Raw genomic sequence first — 22,420 nt, forward strand, 5'->3', positions numbered from 1 at the left:
AACACGGATGGTGCCGGCAAGGCCGGGCCGGCACCATCCGACGTCAAGGAGATGAGGACCGTTGCGACGACTTCACTACTCAGGCAGCTACGTACTGACCTCGGACGAGGTGAGCAGAGCGGTGTTGCGCTACGCCCGCGCGCTGGCGGATACCCACACATCGGATGTCGTATCCATCCCCATCCTCGAAGAGGGCGGGTCACACGGATCAGCCCACTTCTTGATCGGGCCGGCAAGCCAGCTGTATTCGACCCCGGTTTCGGAGCCGATCCACGAGATCAACGACCCCGAGCTCGTCGAGGAGTTGCAGCGGCGCACGAACCGCCTGCAGCCTTCCGTCGCGGAGTGGCCGGACATGATGCACACCGAGGATGCGGGCTACGGGGAAGAGGACTTCTGACACAGCCGTGCGCTATCACCGGGTCACCGGGCGGTCAACCTTCTTGCGTCCATCCGGTCGCAAGTTCAGCGTGGAAGTATCCCCCTTTTGTGAACACCGAACCCCAGGAGGTGCCGGGTGGGAAAGTTCATCTATGACGGTCTGGTGAAGGTCGACTTCGAAGATCGCCTCCTCCTGCACCTGCAGATGGTGATCGCTGCCAAGCTCCGGCGAGGCGAGGCCTTCAACTTCACCTGGAAGGACGACAGCAGCATCGGTGACGGCCGCACCACGGTGTGGGTGCACCCGCGATGCTCGATCGTCTACAAGTTCTACGGCAGCCGTCGACCCGCGATCAACCGTGCGTGGATCGAGGCGCTCGCCTACACGGCCAATGCCCCGACGGGTCTCTACATCGTTCCCGAACCGCAGACCGACCAGCTGCGTCTGGACGAGGCAGGCGCCATCTGATGAAACGGATCGACATCATCTACGGCGGCCAGCTGTTCAGCGTCGGCGGTCGCACGCCCGGTGATCTCACCCGCGAGATCACCCAGGCTGTGGCCGACGGCGGCGGATGGCTGACTGTCAACGACGGCGAGGGCGAGCGTCGGGAGGCGCTGCTGTTCATCGGCCCCGGGGTGCCCATCGCCGTGGTGCCGATTCCGGAGCCGCCGGAAGAGTTTGAGGCTGGGGACTGAACTCGTCGCCCCCTTGCGCTTTGGCCGGGTCGCGAGCACGGTGGAAGAAGAAGGATCCGCCGTGCCATCGCGTGCCGTGGTGGCCGAAGGTCAGTGGACTGGGAGAGATGCTCCCGCCCCCGGACCACACCTCTCATGCCTCGCGGGAGCTCAAGGTGCATACACTGTGGGCAGATTCAACTACGAGAACACGGTGAAGACCGAATTCAACGACCGCCTCCTCGCTCATCTTCAAAGGGTGGTCTCCGCCAAACTCCGCCGGGGCGAACCGTTCCTGCTGTCGTGGCGAGAAGATCCGAGCACGGGCATGGGCCGAACGAGCGTCTGGATCAATCCCCATTCGGCGCTGTCGTTCACGTACTTCGGCAGTCGCCAGCCGAGCATCAATCCTCGCTGGCTTGAGGCCCTCGCCTACGCCGCCAACCAGCAGACCGGGCTCTACGCCGTGCCCGAGCCGCCGGCCGATGAGAACGGGCACGTGGAGCGGGAGTTGGTCGAAGCGGGGCGCGGGTGAGAACCGCTTGCCGCGGTGTCGCCGGCAGGTGAGGCGGCAACTCGGCCACCGGACGCGGGCATGGTCGGCAGCCGTCGCGGGTTCACCTCGAGTCCGTACTTCATGATCGTCACGCTCGGGTCACTGAGCGCGGCGATGGCAGCAGCGAGTCCTGCGATCGCCAGCTTCTCGCCCGGGCACCGGTGTCCGGTGCGCACATCTCCGCCGCCGTGCGGCACGAATGCCGGCATCGCCTCGTAGTCGGAGATGCCGAAGAACCGCTCGGGCAAGAATTCCGCAGGGCGGTCCCAGGAAACGTTGTCCGTGTCGGTCCCGAGGATGTCGAAGACGACCCGTCCGCGCCGGTCGACGCGTTGACCGTCGACCTCCACGGTGCGCTTGGCCCATCCCGGCAGCATCGGAACGAAGGGGGCGGTGCGCCGCACCTCCTGTGCGAAGGCGGTCGCAGCTCCGCCTCCCACCAGCGTTTCGCGCTCGTCGGTCTCGGCGGCGATGCGCGCCCGCCACTCCGGACGGGCATGGAGCTCCTTGGCAGCGAAGGCGACGAATCGCGCCACCGCGATCATGGGGCGGAGGCTGTTCTGCAGCTCCACTCCCGCCAGCCGGGGCGCCAGCAGCGCGCCCTCCTCGTCGCGATGCCTCGCCCACTCGTCGAGGGCCGTTCCCGGCCGGGGCGTGAGCTCGGCGTTTCGCACGGCTTCGATCAGGCGGGTCGTGTGACGGTCCGACCACCAACGATTCGCCACGGCAAGGAGAAAGGCGGGTGAGTACGGCGCCCCGAAGCCATCGACGATCTGCGCGAGCCGCCCCGCCCACCGGGTGTGTGCCGCCGATGTACCCGGCACATCCGCCCAGCGCATGACGGCACGCCCGAACGCTCCGACTGCCGCCGTGTATGCCGACCGGCGCCCGCCAGCACGCCAGTCCGACAGCTCGGCGCGCCATTCGCCGTCGAGGTGTCGGGTCATCCGTTCCACCTGATCGTCGTCGTACGCGAGGTCTACGAACGTGCTCTTGCGGTGACGGTGACTCGCGCCGTCGAGGCTATGGACCGACCCCGCCCCGAAGAGCACCCGCTGAACGATCGCGGGCATCGCGCCGTGGCGGGCGACGTTCTCCTCGTCGTAGAAGGTCGCGACCCCCTCGGCGCCCCGCACGAGGATGGCGTCACGTCCGAGAAGCGTCATCGGCGCCGCACGGCGCCCAGGCTCGACGCGCTGCCAGATGTGGGAACTCAAGCGGTATCCGCGGGTCAGCAGTCCGATCGCATCGTCCATGAGTCCTGCCTACCCTCACAGTGGCGGTTGCGCCGTGGGGGTATCACCGCGGCGAGGCGTGTGATACCGCCGCCAGGAGCCGAACGATCACGCGGGCCATCTCGACCTGACCGGCCGCGAACGGGTGAAGACCGTCGATATGGAAGAAATCGTCGTCGGGGCGGACAGCCCCGTGGAGATCCACGGCCGCCGGGTCCAGGCGTCGGATGACTGCGGCGAGCTCGGCGAGGTCTTCAGGTTCGTTCCACTCACCGCCTTCCCTCCGAGTCGCAACGGGTCCGGGGTCCGCCGGCGGTGGAGTGATGAAGGTCACGACGCGGACTCCGAGCTGACGGATGAGAAGCTCCCGGATCAGCCCGAGGTTGCGCTCGGACTCCGATGGGCTCGCCATCCTCGCCCCGACGCGCGACCCGAGGCGACGGGTGTCGTTCGTCCCCAGCATGACGAGAGCGTGCGTCGGCGACAGAGGTGCCGCGAAGGGCAGGCTGTACAGCGTCTCCGCCGTCGTCCGCCCCGGGACGGCGCGGTTGAGGACCGTGATGCGGGGCGAGGTCCTCCGAAGGACAGCCGCCAGGATGTTCGCCCACCCAGCGGCGTCCGCCGAGATGGAGTCACCGACGATGAGGATGCGCTCGTCCGCGTCGAAGGGAAGGCGTGAGACATCATCGGCGAACGCGGCGTCGGCGAGGAGCTGATCCGCGACCCCCTCGACCTGGTCGCTCAGCGCGAGACGGAGGGAGGCGAGGCGCCCCTCATCGATCCCGAGCATCGCCGCGACAGTGGCATCCTGATGCGCCGGCGGGGTCCCCAGGGAATCCAGAAGCGGCGCCGACGACAACCCGATGCCGCGCACGTACCGGACGAGCATCTCGTGTTCGATGTCCATCTCTCACCTCACAGACTTGATGGGGAACACCGCTGCTCCCGCCGCGAGGACGACGACGACGGCGAGCGCCCAGATTCCGATGTACTGACCCCCGAGGATCGCGACCACCGCGCCCGCCACGACGGGTCCGATCGCCTGCCCGAGGTTTCCCGCGGCCGTCGCCAGCCCGAGATCGCGACCGGCCGCCGCGCGGTCGGGCAGGACATCGATGAACAGCGCCTGATCGACCACGATGAAGGTTCCGAGTCCGAGTCCCCCGATGATGGCCTGGATGAACAGGGCCGGAAGGGCGGGCCACAGAAGGGGGACGAGGAACGACGCCGCCATGAGGATGCAGGCCACGACCACGAAGGGCTTCCGACGCTTCAGCCGATCTGACAGGACACCGCCGACGTACATGGCGATGAGCGTTCCCGGGAGGGCGGCGAACTGGATGATCGGCGCGACCTGCGCCGCCTGTTCCGCCGACAGTCCCGGCCGCACGTAGCTCTGGAGCATGTAGATGGAGTAGATCGTCGCCATGCCGTAGCAGAGGAAGAACAGGACCTTCGACATCCAGGCCCACCGGTAATCGTGGTCGCGCAATCCGGCGATGTAGGCAGCCGCTGCGGTGCGGAAGCGCAGCCGCGGCACCGTCATCTCCTGCGACGAACGGTCGCGGGAGATGAAGACGAAGGAGATCGCCGGAAGGACGAGGATGAGCGCGATCGGGTAGTAGACCGCGAGCCCCATGGCTGCGAAGAGGCTTCCGGCGATCACCGACCCGATGATGATGCCCACGTAGGAGATCAGGCCCGTCACGGCTGAGACCAGTCCGATCCGCTCCCCCGGCACGCGGTCGGCGACGGTGGCGCCGAGCGGCCCGGTGGCGGTGTTGACGGCCGACTGCACGATCGACCACGCGATGACCAGGAGCGCGATGGTGGGCACGATCGGCATGAGGGTCGTCAGTGCCGCGCCCACCACGATCCCGCCGACGATCCACGGCGTCCGGCGACCGAACCGCGATCTGGTCCGATCGGACAGCATCCCCACGATCGGCTGGATCAGCATCGTCACGAAGACACCCACCGAGGTCACGAGCGAGAGATCGACCGCCCGGCGAGCGTCGTAGCGCGAGAGCAGCTCGAGCAGCCGCGACTCCTCTGCGCTCGGGCTGTGGCTTCCGGCGGTCACCTGCGCCTGCAGGTCGGTGAGGGCCTGCAGGTTCACGCCGGCGTCGGCACCCGTGAAGATCTCGCCGGCGACGATCTGCTGCACCTGCAACGGGAGGAGGACCGTGAGCACCGCACCCCACAGGACGGTCGTGCCGAGGCTGGCGAGGGCGTACGACCCCACGTACCGGCGGAATCTCGCGGTGCGTGGGACATACCGCGGAGAGAGCGATCGCTCCGGCGCGGTTTCGATGTGGGACATGAGAACTCCGTTGTTTCCCCGGCGCGTCGTCGCACCGGCGTCGATGGTGATGAGAGTGGATGCCGCGGCATCCGGGTCAAGGTGACGTCGCCGATCTATCAGGCGACCGAGACGGGCTGGTCGGCGCGTGCGCTCTTCGCTTCGCCCGCCACCTCCTCTGCCAGTCGAGTCGCTGCTCGCCAGGCAAGGGCGACCGTGGTGAGCGTCGGGTTGGAGGCTGTGGCGGTCGGGATGACGCCGTTGCCGCCGACGTACAGATTTCGCGTGCCCCACACCCGCAGCTCGGGGTCGCACACCGACTCTCCGTCGTCGACGGCGCCCATTCGCACCGTGCCCTGGTAGTGGAGCGACGACCCGCCCGCAGCGAGCTCAGGGGCCTCGAGCGCCGCGCCGATACGGTCGGCGACCGCGATCGACGTCGAGCGCATCCGCTCGATCAGCGCCAGGTCGTCGTCGGTGCGGGAGTAGCGGATGTTCATCCGGGGCATCCCGTAGAAGTCATGCTCGGTCTCGCTGAACTCGACGGCATCGCTGTACTGGATGTCTTTCGCCCCGTAGCACGCGACGATCGCCAGCCGTGATGCGGTGTCGTCCCCCAGACCGTCGCCGTCTCCCAACGCGATCTTGAACGCCGAGTTGGCCAGAGCGATCGCGCCGACCTGGAAGCGCCTGCTGTCGGAGAACGGCGCGAGGACGCTCAGGACGTTCGACGGATCGGTTTCGAAGGCCTCCGGGTCGAACTCATCGGACAGTGCGACGAAGGTCGCCATCTGGAAATGCTCGTTGAGGTGGCGGCCGAGCGCCGGTGGCCGGATGCCGGAGGCGAAGAGCAGCTGCGGGGTGCGGAGTCCGTCCGCGCACACCACGACGTGATCAGCGTCGACCCGGTATTCCTCGCCCGTGACGCGGTCTTCCAGCACCACACCACGGGCGACGCCGTCGCCGTCGACGAGCACCCGCTTCGCGAGCGTCTCCGCGCGGAGTTCGAAGCCGGGCGCCGTGGCCTCGAGCTCGCCGAGGATCGCGCCCGTGCCCGCGAACCTCACCGAGCCGTCCTCCCATCGGGTCGATGACGGCATGAACCCGGTGGGTGTCACATCGGGGCCATCCAGAACCTCGGCGATCGCACGCCGCAGGGCCTCGGGCAGGCCCTGGCCGGGGACCGCCGGCTTCTGCGTGCCGAGAAGCTCCTCGGCACGATCGAGCGCGGCCTCCATCTCCCCATCGGAGAAGAACGTAACGCGCTCGGACTGCTGGGGGCGGGGGCTCGATGTTCCCCAGTGGATGCCCATTCCCCCGACCCCGCTCGCCATACTGGCGGCCGGGAGCCCCACCTCCCCCGGCGCCAGGTCGGGGCGGGGGTCGACGAAGAAGAGACCCGGAAGCACCGTCTGCCGGAACTCCATGCTGGGGTCGATCCCCGAGGCGATGTCCGACAGTGCGGTGGCGCGCACGACTCCGGCGTCCGGTCCCTGGGTGAGCAGCTGAGCTGCAGCTCGCTCCTCATCGGTCATGTTCTGACTGTGCTCGCCTCGAGTCCCGGGGATGACCGGGCCGACCTCGACCATCAGCACGCGGGCACGCGGCACGCGCTCGCAGATCGTTCGCGCGTACGTCGCACCGGCGGGGCCGGAGCCGACGATGAGGACGTCGACGTTCTCGACTTCACGTGTCATCGCAGCGTCCCCTCTCAACGTCCGACGGCGATCGTCGAGGCCGTCTCGCCGATCACGCGAGCCGTGGCCGCCCAGGGGTCGACGCCCGAGCCCTCGTACTCGATGGTCAGCCACCCGTCGTAGCCCGCTCGGGCGAGGATGCCTAGAGCGCGCGGCAGGTCGACCGGGCCGACCCCCGTCGCCTCCACCCGATGCGCTTTGACGTGCACCAGCTCGGCACGGGCGGCGAGCGCTTCGACACCGTCGTAGAGCGAGGTGAGGTCGAGATCCTCGAGGGGATCGGCGACCTCGGTGCCCCGCTCGGCGAACATCGCCGCCATCAACGGCTGCATCAGCGCGTCGAAGTTGCCGAGATCGAGCAGAAGTCCCAGGTTCTCGGGGCCGACCGCGTCGAGGAGGGCCGTCATCCATTCGGGGTCGCTGGAGGGGCCACCGTGATTCTCCACGAGGAGCCGGATGCCGCGTTCATTCGCGTACTGACCGAGCGACGTGAGGGCCTGCACCAGATGGGCCGGCGGGCGCCCGCCGTGGTGGGTGGTGAAGGGAGATCCGGGGTTGACCCGGACGAAGCGGAAGCCCAGCGCCGCCAGAGCGTCGATCCATCTCTCGAGTTCGATGACGTCGGCGGTGCGCCGGGCGTCGTCGGGTTGGAGGAGGTCTCCGACGTCGACGGCCATGTTGACCAGGGCGAGGCCGGCGTCGCCGGCGCGCTCGGCGAAGGAGGCGAGGGCAGGATCGTCCGGCCCCGCGAAGTGGAATGCCACCGCCTCGACACCCGTGACCGGGTAAGCGCCGGCCACGCGCGCGGGAACGTCGACGATGTCGATCACCTTCGGGAAGTCCTGGGAGAACGTCTGGGCGTTGCCCTCGACGTCGGTGAAGTCGACCGAGATCGGTCCGAGATGCTCGCGCACGCTGTACGCGGAGACGGAGATCGGGTTCATGGGAACACTCCTTTGTATTGTCGCGACCGCGAGGGTGTCGCACCCGTTCGGTAGTGACTACCACTATGGGGTCGAACCCGTTCCGTGTCAAGAAGTGGAAGTGACTTCCATTCGGATGTGCGCCCGTACGATGGAGGCATGGGACTCCGCGAGATGAAGGCCGCACGCACCCGCCGTCAGATGGCGGATGCGGCATTCGAGCTGTTCCGGCGGGACGGCTACGACGAGACCACGATGGAGCAGATCGCAGAGCGCGCCGAGGTCGGCACGACTACCCTCTACCGCTACTTCCCCACGAAGGACCAGCTCCTCCTCGACCCGTTGCTCGAGGCCATCGATCCCGTTCCCCACCTGCGCGCACGACCCGAGGACGAGCCGCTCGCGGAGGCGATGGGGGCGGCCCTGGTGGCATCCGCGAATGCCTTCGACGGCGCCGACGAGCGGATCGTCGAACTCCGTCGACTCGTCGACCACGCCGCATCCGTCCGCGCCAAGCTGTGGGACCGGTATCAGGCGCTCCGTGACGATCTCGAGCTCGCCATCGCGCACCGGATGCGCCGCCCGTCATCGGATGTCGCGGTCCGCGTCACTGCCGGACTGATGCTCGACATCTTCCAGATGGCCGACCGCGAAGACCGCGGGTCGCGCAGCCGGGTCGAGATCGTCACAGCTGTGCTGGATGAGCTTCCCCGTATCGAGCTCATCGTTCCCCGCTCCGATCGGAATCGATGATCGGCGCGAGGCGCCTCACGCCTGGAGCGATCGCCTAGGGTCGGGATTGTGACCGACCCGCTCGCCCGACACACCGATTACGGCAATCGAAGCCTGGACGAATCGGATGTAGCGGACGACCCGATCGCGCAGTTCTCGGCCTGGCTGGAGGATGCCGCGGCACGAGGAGTCTACGAGCCGAACGCGATGGTGCTCAGCACCGTCGATGCCGACGGCACACCGTCCAGCCGGACCGTGCTGCTGCGGGCCGTAGACGCTCACGGTTTCGTGTTCTACACCGATCGATCGTCGAGGAAGGGGCAGGCGCTCGCGGCACATCCCCTCGCCACCCTCCTCTTCCCCTGGTACACGGTTCACCGGCAGGTGAACGTCACCGGCGAGGTGGCGCTCGTCGATGACGCGGAGTCGGACGCCTACTGGGCCTCCCGCCCGCGCGGGTCACGGATCTCGGGGACGGCGAGCGCGCAGTCGCAGCCGATCGGGTCGCGGGCCGAGCTCGACGCGCGCGTCGCCGAGGTCGAGGTAGCCTTCCCCGAGGGACGCGAGGTGCCCCGCCCCGCGCGATGGGGAGGCTACCGGCTGCGACCTCGCCGCATCGAGTTCTGGCAAGGCCGCACGTCGCGACTCCACGACCGGCTGGTGTTCACCCGCGGCGACCGGGGCACGGACTGGAGCGTCGAGCGCCTGCAGCCGTGACACCGGTGATCGCGAGCCAGGAAAGGCGACTTCCGATACCGCACGGTGCGTATGCAGACGTGACCGCCTCAACGCGAGAGGTGGAGGCTCGCTGAGAGGGCGCGCCTGTTTGCGGCAGGATGCGTGCATGGAGTTCTGGTTGCACGGCTTCCCGACGGTGGGTTTCACGAGGGACTGGGCGGTGCGCGCGGAGGCGGCCGGCTTCACGGGAGTCCTCTTGGCAGATAGCGAGACGCTGGTCGCCGACCCGTATGTCGAGCTTGCAGTCGCATCCGTGGCAACCGAGCGGATCGGTCTCGGAGTCGCTGTAACGAATCCTGTGACGAGGCACCCGGCGGTCACGGCCGCGGCGATCGCGAGCGTGCACCTGGAGTCCGGAGGGCGAGGAGTGTTGGGGTTCGCTCGCGGGGACTCCGCGCTGCGGCAGCTGAACCTCAAGCCGGCGACGATGCCCGTGTTCCGTCAGGCCCTCATCGACCTTCAGCGATACCTCGGCGACACACAGCCCGCCATCACCGCGGATGCGAGTGGTGCGCAGCCGTTGTCCTGGTTGCCTGCGGGTGTTCCGAAGGTGCCCGTCGACGTCGCCGCGACGGGACCGGAAGCCATCGCGGTGGGTGCGGTCCACGGCGACCGGTTGACGTTCAACCTCGGCGCGGACCTCGACAGGCTCCGCTGGGCGATCACCCACGCTCGAGACGCCCGCACACAGGCGGGGCTTGATCCCGCAGCGATCTCGCTCGGCGCCTATGTCGACGTCGCCTGCGCACCCACAGAAGATGCGATCACCCAGGTCCGTGGCAGCGCGTCGATCTTCGCCAACTTCCTCGCCGAAGGCATGCGCGCCGGTGTCCCGGTATCCCCTGAGGATGCCGCGGTGCTCAGCCTCGTCGGCGCCTCCTACAGCGAAGCGCAACACGGCCAAACAACCGCACCCCAGGCGCAGCTGCTCCCCGACGATTTCCTCCAACGGTTCGCCCTCTGCGGCCCATCCGACGCGCTCATCGACCGGGTACGTGCCCTGCAACACCTCGGCCTCGACCGCCTCGTCGTCGTCCCCGCGTCCCGAAACGTCGACCCCCACGCGACTGCTGCCAGCGTCGCGGCATTCGCACGCGACGTCATCCCCGCCATCCAGCCCCGATCGAAGAAATAGCGCCGAGACTAACGCCAACGCTCTTACTCAACCCATTGAACGGAAACGAAAATTCTGTGATCAGGGATTCTGGCGGCTGCGCCTACCCACCCAAGGGCGTCAGCGCTGGGCATCCTCCGCCGCGCCGACACCGCTCTCATCGAGCCAGTCCCGCAGGAGCGCACAGACGAGACCGGGCCGTTCGTGCGGGAGGGCATGGCCGGCGTCGCTGACCGTGACGACCGTGGCACGCGGATACTGGTCGCCGAGATGTTGCTGACGTTCCCAGCCGACCCAGTGATCGTGGCGGCCGGCCATGACGAGCACCGGGGCGTCGACGCGCACCATGTCGGGGTCGGCGGCGTGCGGACCTGCGGCGATCGCCTGCTCCAGCGTCTCTTCGTCGACCTCGCCCACGACGGGCACCACCGCGCGATGGAACCGCTCGAGGGTCTCGGCCGTGCGAACGACGAAGTACCCGTCGTACTCGCCTCGCTGGGCAGGATCGAGCTCTGCCGACACCTGGTCGTCCCGAACCACCTGCGGCGTAGGTGTGACCTGCTCACCAGGCATCGCGGGGCAGATCACCGCCACGCCGGCGACACGATCGGGGTGCCTGGCCGCCACCGCCCGCGCAAAGTGGCCGCCGAACGAATGCCCGAGCACGAGGAACTTGCCCGTCGGCGCATCGGAGTCGAAGACCGCGTCGAGAACACGGTCGATCAGGTCCAGCACGTCATCCGGTCGTCGCACCCCTGACGACGGGCGCGACTCGCCATGCCCGGGCAAGTCGATGTACACCCGGCGAACCGGCCGGCCGCCGATCATCGGTTCGAGAAACGCACGCACCTCGCCGCGCGCCGAGTAGGCGCCGTGAAAGGCGAGGAGAGGGGTGCCGGAACCGACGACGTCATATGCCAGCAGTGCCGCATCGGTCGCGCGCACCGTCATCGTCATGTCTTCATGATGGTCGAGGAGACGCGCCCGGTCCAGGGACCGGGATCAAGACACGCTCCGGACAGATGTCGAGGGCGAGCCCCGGGCGGGTGTAGAAACCAAAGGTCGTCCGCAGGAATGAAGTCCAACGAAGGGATCGCCATGGCCGGATCAACCCGAAAGTATTCTCCGCCCCGCTTCTGGGCAGAGGTCGTGGTGTCGATCATCGCGCTCGGCGTCACGCTGCTGACGCTCCTCACCCCGCAGTGGATCGAACGCGTCTTCGGCATCGACCCCGACCGGGGCAGCGGCGCGCTGGAGTGGATCATCGTCGGCGTGCTCATCGCCATCGCCGTGGTGATGCTCGCCCTCGCGTGGGGAGAGAGGCGGGTCCTCAGAACCGCGTCGTGATGAGGCTCACCGACTCTGCGCGTCGCGAGCCAACTGCCGGATCGTTCCGAGGTCGGTTGTGCCGAACTGCTGACGAAGGGTATCCAGCCCGTACAGCGCCGCACCGTTCGTGAAGCCGTTGCAGGTGTCGTTGTCATCGCCCTTGCGTTTGCCGACGGCCCCCGAGAACTTGGTCTCGTCAGGAGCACTCAACCAGTACGACGTCATGAGCCCCTCGCACTGGATGCCGGGAGCGGCATAGCCGAGCATCTGGCCCGGCAGCGACACCCCCTGCTGCATCCCGTTCATGATGAGCTCAGCGCGGTGACGAAGCCGGCGCCCCGGCACCCGGCCGTCACAGCGGCGGCGAGCGCGTATACGGCGGCAATACCAGCCCACGCCACGTGTCCTTCACGCACGTCCGTGCGCTCCATGGTGATCATCCCGGTTCTTCGAACCCCGCGCTCCCAACACCGAACGCGGCCGTTGCTCCGATTCGTCGGCGCCTCCTACAGCGAAGCGCAGCACGGCGAGACCACCTGCCATCCTCTCTCCTTCAGCCCGATGAATGAGGTTGGCCCTGTCGGGCCACGCAGGAGCCGCACGGAAGCCGACTGACAGCGACGAACCCGACGTCGACATCGACGGGCGGCCGGGGCATCTCTACGCCGACACGGGGCGGCGGGTACTCAGGCCGGTGTCAAGGCGTTCGTCTGCGCCGCGGACGACGAAGGGCACGCTGACCAGAGCCACGATGATGGCCAGGATTTCGAGGATGCCACTGAAACCCGCGAAAGATGCGGGAGTGCCCTGGCTGACGGCGAAGGTCGAGAAGTCCCAGAATCCGTGGAGAATCATGGCCCAGATCAGGCTGCCGGTGACCCTGCGGAGGACATAGAAGATCGTGCCGGCTCCGAAGGCGAGGACCACTTGCTGGATGGTCGGGCCGACGGGTTGGCCGGTGAGGACATTGATGAAGTGCATCGCACCGAAAAGGACTGACGTGATCAGCCACACCCAGACTTCAGACAGACGGCTTCGAAGCCCGGTGAGGAGGAGCCCTCGGGTGGTGAGTTCTTCAGTGAATCCCACGAGAAGCAGAACGATCGACGCGGCAAAGAATGCTCCGTCATAGGAGCCCCAGTCGGTGGCGACGAGGTTCATGACGAGGCCGACGACCATGATGGCGGGCGCGATGATGGGCCACTTGTGTCCTGCACGATGACGGTCGAAGAGTGCAGGTCGCCACCAACCAAGCAGCGTCGTTGTGATGGCGAGCAGGATGGCGGAGATGACCAGCGAAAGGCCAGCCCCGAAGAAGAGATTCGCTCCGCTGGCATCCAGCTCTGTGTATGGGATTCCACTGAGCGCTTGGACTGTGAAGACCACGGCGACGTAGCCGAGGAAGATGGCGACGCCGATCCATACCCGTGGCTGAACGCGAAAAGCCTTCTCTGTCTCCACGACAATCACCCCTCACATGCGCTGCCGGTAGCTAACAGAAGCGCATGCGCTGGCACGATGTCAATCATTTTCGACGGTGACTATTCAGCCCCTTAGCCGGCCGACCTGAGACGGCATCTCCCCCGGTGCGGGCCACCATCGGAGAATGGTTTCAGGCCCGCGGCGGGCGGTCGCGTTGCTCGCGTGCTGTCCGCTCTCGTGGCGGCTCGCCGCTCGCTGTTTGCTCTGCCTGGTGGCCTTGAAGCTCGAGGGCATCGTGGCTGCGGCGATTGCCGTGGCAATCGAGATAGTGGTCGCCGCGCTGATGTTGGCATGCCGGCGTCGACGATCGGCGGCTCAGCTCTCATCGGCGTCTTGACCGCGATATGGCCGATCGCTTACATCATCGTGATGGCCGTCTGGCTGTATCGACTCGCTGTAGCAAGGGGTCGCTTCGACGTCATCCGTGATTCGATCTCCCCCATCTCATCCGACCAGCGCATCCAGGTGCTGCTCATGCCGTTGCTGCTCGTCCTCATTCTCGATGGGCGCCGTGGGCTTGAAGAGACATGGCCTACCACCCTCGTGGTGTCCCTCGTCTTCAGGGAGCGCCCCCGTCATAACCGACGGCCGCAAGCACTGGCGCGTCCCTTACGACACCATCGACCTGTCCGGAAAGCTCACCCTCCGCTGCGCCGGCAAACTCCGCCACCTCGGCATCGGCTGCCCCCACGCACGCACCCCTATCGCCCTGCTCTCTGCCGGCGCCGACACGATGATCATCGACCAAAACACCGGCGAGATCCTCGCCGAGCACACCCTCGACCCCGACCGCGATTATTGGCCCCGGAAATGATGAACCCCCTCCGAAGCGGGGTTTCATTCGCCAATGCCCCGACACATCTGTCAACGATGTACCGACACATGACAATGGCGGTGACGGTGGGATTTGAACTCATTTCGTCGGGCATTTCGCGGGTGTGCGAGAAGTCCGGCACCAGTGTCTACGCGGACCTCGAGGTTTCGGCGATGTGCTGAGATGGCCAAGTCGCGACGCGTTCTTTCTCACCGCGATACCCGAGCCGCTGGCGGGTCGACTGCCCGCGGCGGGCTGCTTCTCGTGAGCTGCATCGACTCAGGATGCGGGACTGGACGACTCTTCCGTCAGGGACTCGAGCGCCGCACCGATCTTGCCGACCACTTCCTCGGGGACTCCGAAGAGTGCCGCGCCAAGCGGGGAGGTGAGAGTCCAGTCCGTTCGTCGACGCACCGCGTCGGCAAGGAGCCGATCATGCGCTTCCAGGACTGTCATCACCGCGTCGTACGATCGCGGATCGGCGACGACGTCGGACAGTGGGCCCCACAATGTCGCCGACGTCACGGGAAGCCTCGGCGACGCGGGCGTCGTCCACGTGTATTCACCCGGGCCCACCTCGACGGGTTCACGTCCGCGGATGTCGACCTCGGCGCGCGCGTGCGCCGGAACGACCAGCATCCATCGGACGGTCTCGCCGTCACGCTCCCATCCGCCCTCCACCCGCCCAGCGGGCGTATCCAGCCGCACGTGCGCGTCGTCGAGACCGTCGAGCGCGAGCGGAGCGAAGCGCACGCGGCGATATCCGTCGGCCGCAGGAGCGATCCCGACGACCCGGCGGTAGAGCCAATCGACCACGGCGCCGAGGGCGTAATGGTTGAAGGAGGTCATCTCGCCCGGATTGACAGACCCGTCCGGCAGCAGCGAGTCCCATCTCTCCCACACCGTCGTCGCCCCCATGGTCACCGGGTACAGCCACGACGGCACCCGCGTCTGCAGCAGGAGGCGCTCCGCTTCGCGGTGGTATCCGAAATCGACGAGCGCGTCCAGCACGACGGGCGTCCCGAGAAAACCCGTCGCGATGTGGAACGCGTTACCTCGTGTCACGTGCGCCAGCCGGGCCGCCAGACGTTCACGCATCTGTGGGTCTGTGACGACGTCGAACCGGAGGGCGAGCGCGTAGGCGGTGGCTGCATCAGAGACCATTCGGCCGTCGGGTGTGACGTACGCAGAGATGAACGCGGCCCGCGCGGCATCCGCATCCGAGATGGCCTGAGCCGCCACGTCCGCGCGTCCGGATCTCGACGCAGCCGCAGCGAGCAGATCGAGAGAGCGAATGCGGTAAGCGGTGGCCACGATCCCGGGAGCTGTCTTCGCAGCACCGGCCATATCGGCGGGTGCGGAGGGATCAAGCCAGTCGCCGAATTGCATCGACGACTCCCAGAGCTGGCCGCCGGCGGCTTCTGCCTCGACCTCGCTCCAGCGCGCCATACTGTCGATCGACTTCCGGAGTATGTCGTCGTCTGCATACCGCTCAGAGAGCACGGATGGCACCACCGTCGCGGCGTCCCCCCATCCAGCGGCAGGCCACGCAGCCCCGAACGCGTTGGGAACGATCGTCGGGACTATTCCCCCTGCGGCGTCCTGTTCTCGACGCACGTCCCCGAGCCAGTTCTCGAGGAAACCGTTGCAGTCGTAGAGCGTGGCCGCGGTCGGGGAGAAGACCTGGACGTCTCCGGTCCAGCCGAGTCGCTCATCGCGTTGCGGGCAGTCTGTGGGAAGGGCGAGGAAGTTGCCTCTCATCCCCCACACGACGTTCTCGTGAAGTCGCTGCACGAGGGGGTGAGAGGTGCGGAACCAGCCGGTTCGGCGCATGTCGCTGTGCAGCACGACCGCCTCGATCGCTGCCGGATCCACATCCCCCGGCCATCCGTCGACCTGCGCATAGCGGAAGCCGTGGAAGGTTCCGACAGGTTCGAGAACGTCTTCCCTCTGCCCTGAGAGGACGAACGTGTCGGTGGCCGCCGCACGGCGGAGGGGCCGGAGCGCCAGCTCGCCGTCCTCGAGAACTTCAGCATGCCTCACGACGATGGTCGTCCCAGAGGGGCCGGAGACTCGGATACGCAGCCGTCCGACGAGGTTCTGCCCGAAGTCCAGGACCGTGGCCCCCGACGGCGTCGTCAGAACGGCGGCGACCGGGACCAGTTCCGTGCGACGCACGGGCTCTGCGGTGCGGGCGACCGGGATGGGTTGCTCCTCCGCGACGACGGCCGCACTCCAGCCGGCAGCCATGTCGGGGTGCCAGTGCAGGACGCGCCGAGCATCGATGGTCTCGCCGTCGTAGATCCCCGACGCGACCGTCGGCCCGGCCGCGGCGGCACGCCAGTCGATGTCGGTGCTGACGGACTCCTCGGTGCCATCGGCATATCGCAGGTGAAGCTGCGCGGCGCCGAACGGCTGGTCGCCGTAGACACGCGCCGCACCGTCGGCGAAGCCGTACTGCTCGGTGTACCACGCTCCCGTCACCTCGAGCCCGAGGATGTGCGGCCCCGGCGCCAGCATGGCCGTGACGTCCGTGGTCTCGTGAAGGACTCGCGGGTAGCTCGTCCAGCCTGGCGAGAGAACGGAGTCGTCGACCTCCTGCCCGTCGATGCGAGCGACGACGGCCCCCAGGCCCGACCAGTAGAGGGTGGCAGCGGCGAGGGGACGATCGATGTCGATGCGGCGACATGTGACGAAGGGCTGTGCGGGGTCGGCGGGGTCGGGAAGTCCGACGTAACGCGCCGTCCACTCTCCCTTCGCGAGCGCTCCCTGCCGCAGGCGCAGCGGTGCCGAGGGAGCCGTCCATCCGCCGGAAGAATCGCGCAGCCGCACAGATACTGACACATCTGCCCGTGGTGCCAGATCATCGAAGGGCCAGTCGACGAAGGTGTTCCGGGGTCCTTCGACGACCACCGTTCGTCCGTTGTCGAGTGATATCTCGGCCGCGGCCTGCACCCAGTCCGTGTCGTCTGTCTCAGCTATCCAGCTCAATCGCGGACGGGCCACACCGACCCACGGTGCGTCACGACGATATTCGGCGCGGAGAGCGCCGACGATGGTGGTCACGCCTCCACCCTCCCATCGCGGTCCGATGCGATCGCCACCTGCCATCCCACCGGGAACAGCGGTGCGACAGTGTCGTTAGCGACATCCGGAGCGCTGACGCGCACGGCGTCCATCGAGAACGGCAGTTCGAACGGCAGTCGTCCCTCGGGATTGACGTCGCCCAGCAAAGCACGGAAGACGGCAGCATCGGACGCACCGAAATCCGCCACGATGGTGTGGGCGTGCTCGAGCAATGGGGTGAGCACGGCGGGCCGATTCATCTCGACCACCAGCACCACCGGCACCGCCGCCGCGAGCTCGGCGACCTGGGCAACGTGCTCGTCTGAGAACTCCAGCGACCCCTGATGCATCCCTGCTTCGAGGAAGTATTCGTCGCGGTGCTCGAAAGGCGCCCTGAGCCGGACGATCGCAATGTCCGCCTTCTCCGGGGGGGCGACCCGCCACCCTGGAGGTAACGCGTCGCTCGCAACGTTCACGAGGTGCGCAGCGAGGCTCCGCGCGAGCGGAAGCTCAGCAGGAGAATCATTCGACGCGTTGCGCAGCACCGTCATCGCACGGGATTGCGCCGTCTCGCCGAGCTCGACATGCGCGGGGTCTGGCAGATCGGCCCCGTGGGTGCTGTCGATCGCGGCCCGCTCGGCTCCGGGGACGATGCCGAGATCAAGCATCATACGGACGATGCGCACCGCCGACTCTCGAATGCGCTCGACGCTCAACAGACCGGACTCCAGGGCAGCCGTGATGAGTCGGGGGTTCCGCTCGCCCCCAAGCTGATCGACGCCCGCCTGGAAAAGTCGACCGACACGCTGCGTCTCGTCGAGATGTTCGACGCCCCATGCACGCGCTGGGAAGGGCTTGCCCGCGATCTCGATGTCGGTCACGAGACCGAAGTCGCTGAGCACGACACCGTCGAAGCCCAGCTGCTCGCGAAGCAGCTCCGTGATGATCCTCCGATTGAACGCGAAGCCCACCGGATCGACCGGCTCGCCGTCGAGGACGAGATTCACCGGCATCCCGTAGTACGGCATGATCGCAGCGGCCCCTGCAGCCACCGCTGCCCGGAACGGCGCGAGATGCTCCTCGAATCGTCCCCCCGGGTACACCTGCTCGCGTCCGTAGGGGAAGTGCGGGTCTTCGCCGTCGAGCTGCGGTCCACCGCCCGGAAAGTGCTTGACGGTGGCCGCCACGCCCGAAGGACCGAGAGAGGGACCCTGCAGCCCTTCGAGAAAGGCGAGCAGGAGCGGGATCGTGTGCTCGGAGTCGCTGCCGAAACTCTGTGCTTGTCGCGCCCACCGCGGTTCGGTCGCGAGATCGACCTGCGGGTGCAGCGCCATCCTGATGCCCATGGCGAGGTAGTCCCGACGCACGATGTCCGCGTACCGGCGCACCAGGTCGACGTCACCGAGTGCGCCGAGTCCGATGTTCTCGGGCCATTGCGAGACGCCCTTGGCGGCGTGGGCCGCCCCATCGGTCTGCATGAAGGCGTGTCGGGGGTCTGTGGAGAAGACCAGCGGCAGCGCGGATCCGGATTCTCGAGCAATCTCCTGCAGGTCGCCGATGATCCGCGCGGCTGCGGCGGGCTCAGGCAGGGGGCCAAGGCAGAAGAAGCGGATGCCATGATCGACGATCAGTTCCCGCATGCTGGGACCGCCGAATCCGGACGAGGCGTCGGGATCGGGGTTCAGCACGATCATCGGGTGAAGGAGCAGACCGATCTGCTGCGCGAGCGGCAGCGCATCGACGATGTCCTCTGCCTGGCGGACGGTGTGCGCGGTCTTCAGCGTAGTCACGCGGGGATCTCCTCGGGGGGGCTCGATTCGGCGCGGGACGCCTCGTACTGTTCACGGCGACGGGCCTGTTCAGCCGGATCGGCAACGGGAGCGGCGAGCAGGAGCTGCCGGGTGTAGGCGTTCACCGGTGACGACGTCACACCATCGGCTTCCCCTGTTTCGACGATCCGCCCTTGGCGCATGACAGCAACGCGGTGGCTCATCACACGGACCACCGAGAGATCGTGCGAGATGAAGAGGTAGGCCACGCCCGTCCGCTCCTGCACCTCCAGCAGAAGTTCGAGCACGCGCGCCTGGGTGGTGAGGTCCAGTGCCGATACGGGTTCGTCGCAGACAATCAGGCGCGGCTCGAGCACGAGCGCTCGTGCGATCGCGATGCGCTGGCGTTGACCCCCGGAGAATTCCCGCGGCAGGCGGTGCACCGCATCCGAAGGGAGGTGAACGAGATCGAGCGCTTCGGTGATTCGGGCCGCCGCGACAGCTCGCGACACATCGCGCACGCGCAGGGGCTCGGCTAGCGTCTCCCCGATCGTGAGCGAGGGACTCAGCGATGACAGCGGGTCCTGGAAGATCACCTGGATCTCACTGCCCAGGCTCCGACGCGCGGACCGCGACGCGTGCGAGATGTCACGTCCATCGAAGGTGATGGTCCCGGCGGTCACCGGTGCTAAGCCGAGTACGGCACGCCCGAGAGTGGACTTGCCCGAACCCGACTCGCCGACCAAACCCACGGTCTCCCCCTGACGAACGTCGAGAGAGACCCCGTGCAGGGCGGTGAACGCCGGCTTGCGCCATCCGCGCGCCCGATACGTGACGGTGAGATCGGCGACTGTCAGCAGACTCAACGGGTCGCCTCCTCACGAGGTGCCCACGGCGCCCGCGCCGGGGCGTGGTCAAGGACCGCCCCGAGGAGCGTGCGCGTGTAGGGATGCTGCGGTCTGGCGAAGACGTCGGCGACCGGACCGGATTCGATGACCGCACCCTCGCGCATCACTGACACGTTGTGCGCGAGGTCGGCAACCACTCCGAAGTTGTGGGTGACGATGAGCACAGCGAGGTTCAGCTCCCGCTGCAGCTCGCGGAGAAGCCCGAGGACCTCGGCCTGCACAGTCACGTCGAGCGCGGTGGTCGGTTCATCGGCGATGACCAGAGCCGGATGGCACGAGATCGCGCCGGCGATGAGGATGCGTTGAGCCATGCCTCCCGAGATCTCGTGAGGGTAGGAGCTCATGACGCGTTCCGGATCCGCGATACCGACGCGCATCAGCAGGTCACGCGCCCGCGCGACCGCGTCGACGCGGGACATCCCCAGCACGACCCGCATCGGTTCGATGAGCTGATGACCGATGGTGAATGCCGGATCAAGGTTCGAGAGGGGTTCCTGGGGCACATACGCGATACGTCGTCCTCGGAGACGTTCCAGCTTGCTGCCGCCGAGGTCGACGAGGTTGACGCCGTCGAAGGTGATCGATCCGGCGACGATCCGCCCTCCCTCGGGCAGCAGGCCGAGGGTTGCCCAGGCGGTCTGCGTCTTCCCGGAGCCTGACTCGCCGATGAGCGCATGGACCTCACCGGGTACCAGTTCAAGGTCGACGCCGTCGACCACCGTGGTCCATCCGCCGCCCTTCGGGTAGGCAACCGCGAGCCCCTGAATGCGCAACAGCGGCTCGACAGCCGTCGGCCGACGTGCGTGACGGATCGGGGCTGCGGGACGATCCGCCGGGGGGTCCCACGGCCGCCGCACGCGTCCCGCGCGGTCGCCGGCGAACTCCATCTCGTCTCGCAGAGCCGTGCCCAGCAGCGTCAAGGCGATGCAGGTGATTGCAATCGCCAGGCTCGGCCAGATCATGAGCAAGGGTGCCCGGAAGATGTTGTAGAAGCCTTCGCTGAGCATCCCGCCCCAGGTCGGCAACGACGGGTCGCCCAACCCCAGGAAGTCGAGGATCGCCTGGATGCCGACGCCGACACCGAAGATGCCGGCCACAAGGAGAATCGCAGGAGCCCGGACCGCGGTGAGCACGTGTCGGCCGATCACTCGGGCGTCGCTGAGCCCCGCTACTCTCGCCGCATCGATGTAGAGCTCTTCTCTCACGGCCCTGACGGCACCGGCGACCACGCGATAGAACGATGGGGAGATCAGCACTCCGAAGATCGCCATGACGAGCCAGATCGAGGGTCCGACGACGGCGCGGACGGCGAGCAGCACGACCAGCGCGGGAAGTGCCATGAGCAAGCCGGAGATCCAGGCGGCGACCGAATCGAACCATCCGCCGTAGTAGCCCGCGATGAGGCCGGTGGGGATGCCGATCACAGCCGCCACGGTGACAGTGACCAGGGCGCCGGCGAGGCTGATCGACGTTGCGGCAATCAGCCTCGAGAAGACGTCGCGCCCGGCGCTGTCACCGCCGAGGAGGTGGTCCGAGCTGGGCGGGGAGAGCACATTTCCGATGTCCGCGGCATTCGGGTCGAAAGGAATGAGGAAGGGACCGACGATCGCGATCACGGCCAGCACGGCGAGATACACCAGAGTGATCGCGCCGAGCGGGTTACCCAGAAGTCGACGCCAGAGGTGCTCACGTCGCGCAGGGGCTCCCTGCGGAATGGGAGCGGTGTAGGCCGGGTCGGCAGCGGTCATGTCAAGCGCACCTTGGGGTTAAGCCATCCCTGCAGCAGGTCGATGGCGAGATTGACGATGACGACGAGGATGGCCGTGACGATGACGACTCCCATCACGACGGGAACGTCCCCGCGCGACGTGGCGGCCACTGCCGCCTGCCCGAGACCGGGAAGCGAGAACACCTGCTCGACGATCACGGCTCCGCCGAAGACGACGACGAACTGGAGGCCGAGAACTCCGAGAGCCGGACCCGCGGCGTTGCGCAACGCGTGCACGTACACCACGCGAGTCACCGGGAGACCGCGTGAACGCAGCGTGCGGATGTAGTCCATCCGCAGAACGTCAATCATCGAGCCGCGCACCTGCTGGGCCACTGCCGCCGTTGCACCGATGGCAAGGGCGATGACCGGGAGGGTGATGGTCGAGAGCCAACCGGAAACGGACGTGGCGAGCGGGATGTACCCCGTCGCCGGGAACCAGCGCAGCACGAGGCCGAAGACCGTGGCAAGCGCGAGGGCGAAGAGGAAGCCGGGGACGGCTGCGGCGACAACGGAGGCGACCTGCACGGATCGGTCGGTCCAGCCGCGGCGTCCCGCTGCCAGTGCTCCGAGAACGATCGCCAGGATGCCGGACAGGACGATCGCTCCGATCGTGATCGACAGCGTCACCGGTACACGGGCCAGGAGTGTCTCGGCGACGGGCTCCCCGGTGAACCAGGAACGGCCGAGGTCGCCCGTGACCGCTCGGGAGACCCACTCGCCGAATTGCACCGCGAGCGGACGGTCGATGCCGAGCTCGGCGGCTTTTCGCGCGACGATCTCGTCGGACGCGGTCTGTCCGACGATGTTGCGTGCAGTGTCCTGTGCCCCGAGATAGAGCAGGAAGAAGGCGAGAACGCACAGTGTCGCAACGATGACGACGCCCGCCGCGACGCGTCGCAGGATGAATGGGATCATGGCCGATGGC

General features: G+C 67.4%; 22 protein-coding genes and 1 pseudogene. 10 read left to right on the forward strand and 13 right to left on the reverse strand.

The features are described 5' to 3' along the window. Positions 1–61 precede the first annotated feature (61 nt). The 4 genes from QSU92_RS07130 to QSU92_RS07145 all read left to right on the forward strand — a co-directional run bounded on the left by QSU92_RS07130 (position 62) and on the right by QSU92_RS07145 (position 1,594). A complete protein-coding gene (locus QSU92_RS07130; protein ID WP_289265477.1) occupies positions 62–400 on the forward strand; it encodes a hypothetical protein in 339 nt (112 codons plus the stop codon). Positions 401–517: 117 nt separating this feature from the next. Further along, positions 518–850, forward strand: a complete 333-nt coding sequence (locus QSU92_RS07135) for a DUF7882 family protein (protein WP_289265478.1) — start codon at positions 518–520, stop codon at positions 848–850. Then, positions 850–1,080 carry a hypothetical protein gene (locus QSU92_RS07140; protein WP_289265479.1) on the forward strand — a complete coding sequence of 77 codons (231 nt, stop codon included), beginning with the start codon at positions 850–852 and terminating at the stop codon, positions 1,078–1,080. The genes QSU92_RS07135 and QSU92_RS07140 overlap by 1 nt, the downstream gene beginning before the upstream one ends. A gap of 166 nt (positions 1,081–1,246) precedes the next feature. Next, positions 1,247–1,594 (forward strand): DUF7882 family protein, encoded by a 348-nt coding sequence (locus QSU92_RS07145; RefSeq protein ID WP_289265480.1) that lies wholly within the window; start codon positions 1,247–1,249, stop codon positions 1,592–1,594. Here the strand turns inward: QSU92_RS07145 and QSU92_RS07150 are convergent. From QSU92_RS07150 to QSU92_RS07170, 5 genes are all read right to left on the reverse strand, one after another. Continuing rightward, positions 1,519–2,871, reverse strand: a complete 1,353-nt coding sequence (locus tag QSU92_RS07150; protein WP_289265481.1) for a cytochrome P450 — start codon at positions 2,869–2,871, stop codon at positions 1,519–1,521. The genes QSU92_RS07145 and QSU92_RS07150 overlap by 76 nt on opposite strands. A 43-nt stretch (positions 2,872–2,914) precedes the next feature. Then, positions 2,915–3,757, reverse strand: a complete 843-nt coding sequence (locus tag QSU92_RS07155; RefSeq protein WP_289265482.1) for an SGNH/GDSL hydrolase family protein — start codon at positions 3,755–3,757, stop codon at positions 2,915–2,917. Positions 3,758–3,760: 3 nt separating this feature from the next. Then, positions 3,761–5,173, reverse strand: coding sequence for an MFS transporter (locus QSU92_RS07160; RefSeq protein ID WP_289265483.1), 1,413 nt, complete (start codon positions 5,171–5,173; stop codon positions 3,761–3,763). A 98-nt stretch (positions 5,174–5,271) separates the two neighbouring features. Then, positions 5,272–6,849, reverse strand: coding sequence for a GMC oxidoreductase (locus tag QSU92_RS07165; protein ID WP_289265484.1), 1,578 nt, complete (start codon positions 6,847–6,849; stop codon positions 5,272–5,274). 14 nt (positions 6,850–6,863) lie between these two features. Continuing rightward, on the reverse strand, positions 6,864–7,793 hold the full coding sequence (locus tag QSU92_RS07170; protein WP_289265485.1) for a sugar phosphate isomerase/epimerase family protein: 930 nt from the start codon (positions 7,791–7,793) through the stop codon (positions 6,864–6,866). A 138-nt stretch (positions 7,794–7,931) separates the two neighbouring features. Between QSU92_RS07170 and QSU92_RS07175 the strand changes: the two genes are divergently transcribed. The 3 genes from QSU92_RS07175 to QSU92_RS07185 all read left to right on the forward strand — a co-directional run bounded on the left by QSU92_RS07175 (position 7,932) and on the right by QSU92_RS07185 (position 10,377). Next, positions 7,932–8,525, forward strand: a complete 594-nt coding sequence (locus QSU92_RS07175) for a TetR/AcrR family transcriptional regulator (RefSeq protein WP_289265487.1) — start codon at positions 7,932–7,934, stop codon at positions 8,523–8,525. Positions 8,526–8,573: 48 nt separating this feature from the next. Then, positions 8,574–9,221 carry a pyridoxamine 5'-phosphate oxidase gene (gene pdxH, locus QSU92_RS07180; protein WP_289265488.1) on the forward strand — a complete coding sequence of 216 codons (648 nt, stop codon included), beginning with the start codon at positions 8,574–8,576 and terminating at the stop codon, positions 9,219–9,221. Between the two features lie 127 nt (positions 9,222–9,348). Continuing rightward, the gene (locus QSU92_RS07185; protein ID WP_289265491.1) at positions 9,349–10,377 is read left to right on the forward strand and encodes an LLM class flavin-dependent oxidoreductase; all 1,029 of its coding nucleotides are present in this window, start codon (positions 9,349–9,351) and stop codon (positions 10,375–10,377) included. A gap of 99 nt (positions 10,378–10,476) precedes the next feature. Here QSU92_RS07185 and QSU92_RS07190 read toward each other — a convergent pair whose 3' ends face one another. Continuing rightward, positions 10,477–11,313 (reverse strand): alpha/beta fold hydrolase, encoded by an 837-nt coding sequence (locus QSU92_RS07190; protein WP_289265492.1) that lies wholly within the window; start codon positions 11,311–11,313, stop codon positions 10,477–10,479. A gap of 141 nt (positions 11,314–11,454) precedes the next feature. Here QSU92_RS07190 and QSU92_RS07195 point away from each other — a divergent pair, with 141 nt between their 5' ends. Next, entirely contained in the window at positions 11,455–11,703 is a 249-nt protein-coding gene (locus QSU92_RS07195; protein WP_289265493.1) for a hypothetical protein, read from the forward strand. Positions 11,704–11,709: 6 nt separating this feature from the next. On the opposite strand, the gene QSU92_RS07200 is transcribed toward QSU92_RS07195, so the two are convergent. Together QSU92_RS07200 and QSU92_RS07205 are read right to left on the reverse strand one after the other, a co-directional pair. Further along, positions 11,710–11,982, reverse strand: coding sequence for a hypothetical protein (locus QSU92_RS07200; RefSeq protein WP_289265494.1), 273 nt, complete (start codon positions 11,980–11,982; stop codon positions 11,710–11,712). Positions 11,983–12,345: 363 nt separating this feature from the next. Beyond that, positions 12,346–13,146 carry a CPBP family intramembrane glutamic endopeptidase gene (locus tag QSU92_RS07205; RefSeq protein WP_289265495.1) on the reverse strand — a complete coding sequence of 267 codons (801 nt, stop codon included), beginning with the start codon at positions 13,144–13,146 and terminating at the stop codon, positions 12,346–12,348. A 312-nt stretch (positions 13,147–13,458) separates the two neighbouring features. Here QSU92_RS07205 and QSU92_RS07210 point away from each other — a divergent pair. Beyond that, positions 13,459–13,623: pseudogene (locus QSU92_RS07210) on the forward strand (L-lactate permease); the annotation flags it as partial. 46 nt (positions 13,624–13,669) lie between these two features. Then, complete coding sequence (locus tag QSU92_RS07215) at positions 13,670–13,981, forward strand: hypothetical protein (protein WP_289265980.1); 312 nt, start codon at positions 13,670–13,672, stop codon at positions 13,979–13,981. A gap of 279 nt (positions 13,982–14,260) precedes the next feature. On the opposite strand, the gene QSU92_RS07220 is transcribed toward QSU92_RS07215, so the two are convergent. From QSU92_RS07220 to QSU92_RS07240, 5 genes are read right to left on the reverse strand one after another with little or no spacing between them, the layout of a single operon-like run. Further along, on the reverse strand, positions 14,261–17,047 hold the full coding sequence (locus QSU92_RS07220; protein WP_289265496.1) for an alpha-L-rhamnosidase: 2,787 nt from the start codon (positions 17,045–17,047) through the stop codon (positions 14,261–14,263). Next, positions 17,044–18,837: a glycoside hydrolase family 3 protein gene (locus tag QSU92_RS07225; RefSeq protein ID WP_289265497.1), complete on the reverse strand. Its 1,794-nt coding sequence runs from the start codon at positions 18,835–18,837 to the stop codon at positions 17,044–17,046. The genes QSU92_RS07220 and QSU92_RS07225 overlap by 4 nt, the downstream gene beginning before the upstream one ends. Continuing rightward, entirely contained in the window at positions 18,834–19,682 is an 849-nt protein-coding gene (locus QSU92_RS07230; protein WP_289265498.1) for an ABC transporter ATP-binding protein, read from the reverse strand. Before QSU92_RS07230 ends, QSU92_RS07225 begins: the two co-directional genes overlap by 4 nt. Next, complete coding sequence (locus QSU92_RS07235; RefSeq protein ID WP_289265499.1) at positions 19,679–21,472, reverse strand: dipeptide/oligopeptide/nickel ABC transporter permease/ATP-binding protein; 1,794 nt, start codon at positions 21,470–21,472, stop codon at positions 19,679–19,681. Before QSU92_RS07235 ends, QSU92_RS07230 begins: the two co-directional genes overlap by 4 nt. Continuing rightward, positions 21,469–22,410 (reverse strand): ABC transporter permease, encoded by a 942-nt coding sequence (locus tag QSU92_RS07240; protein ID WP_289265500.1) that lies wholly within the window; start codon positions 22,408–22,410, stop codon positions 21,469–21,471. Before QSU92_RS07240 ends, QSU92_RS07235 begins: the two co-directional genes overlap by 4 nt. Between the last annotated feature and the right edge of the window lie 10 nt (positions 22,411–22,420).

It is taken from the genome of Microbacterium sp. ET2, assembly GCF_030347395.1.
Lineage (GTDB): Bacteria > Actinomycetota > Actinomycetes > Actinomycetales > Microbacteriaceae > Microbacterium > Microbacterium albipurpureum.

Excerpts from the sequence above, each read along its gene's own strand:
- QSU92_RS07140 (WP_289265479.1), top strand. The coding sequence starts at position 850 with ATGAAACGGATCGACATCATCTACGGCGGCCAGCTGTTCAGCGTCGGC.
- QSU92_RS07150 (WP_289265481.1), bottom strand. The coding sequence starts at position 2,871 with ATGGACGATGCGATCGGACTGCTGACCCGCGGATACCGCTTGAGTTCC.
- QSU92_RS07155 (WP_289265482.1), bottom strand. The coding sequence starts at position 3,757 with ATGGACATCGAACACGAGATGCTCGTCCGGTACGTGCGCGGCATCGGG.
- QSU92_RS07160 (WP_289265483.1), bottom strand. The coding sequence starts at position 5,173 with ATGTCCCACATCGAAACCGCGCCGGAGCGATCGCTCTCTCCGCGGTAT.
- QSU92_RS07165 (WP_289265484.1), bottom strand. The coding sequence starts at position 6,849 with ATGACACGTGAAGTCGAGAACGTCGACGTCCTCATCGTCGGCTCCGGC.
- QSU92_RS07170 (WP_289265485.1), bottom strand. The coding sequence starts at position 7,793 with ATGAACCCGATCTCCGTCTCCGCGTACAGCGTGCGCGAGCATCTCGGA.
- QSU92_RS07175 (WP_289265487.1), top strand. The coding sequence starts at position 7,932 with ATGGGACTCCGCGAGATGAAGGCCGCACGCACCCGCCGTCAGATGGCG.
- QSU92_RS07185 (WP_289265491.1), top strand. The coding sequence starts at position 9,349 with ATGGAGTTCTGGTTGCACGGCTTCCCGACGGTGGGTTTCACGAGGGAC.
- QSU92_RS07190 (WP_289265492.1), bottom strand. The coding sequence starts at position 11,313 with ATGACGATGACGGTGCGCGCGACCGATGCGGCACTGCTGGCATATGAC.
- QSU92_RS07195 (WP_289265493.1), top strand. The coding sequence starts at position 11,455 with ATGGCCGGATCAACCCGAAAGTATTCTCCGCCCCGCTTCTGGGCAGAG.
- QSU92_RS07200 (WP_289265494.1), bottom strand. The coding sequence starts at position 11,982 with ATGCAGCAGGGGGTGTCGCTGCCGGGCCAGATGCTCGGCTATGCCGCT.
- QSU92_RS07215 (WP_289265980.1), top strand. The coding sequence starts at position 13,670 with ATGGGCGCCGTGGGCTTGAAGAGACATGGCCTACCACCCTCGTGGTGT.
- QSU92_RS07235 (WP_289265499.1), bottom strand. The coding sequence starts at position 21,472 with ATGACCGCTGCCGACCCGGCCTACACCGCTCCCATTCCGCAGGGAGCC.
- QSU92_RS07240 (WP_289265500.1), bottom strand. The coding sequence starts at position 22,410 with ATGATCCCATTCATCCTGCGACGCGTCGCGGCGGGCGTCGTCATCGTT.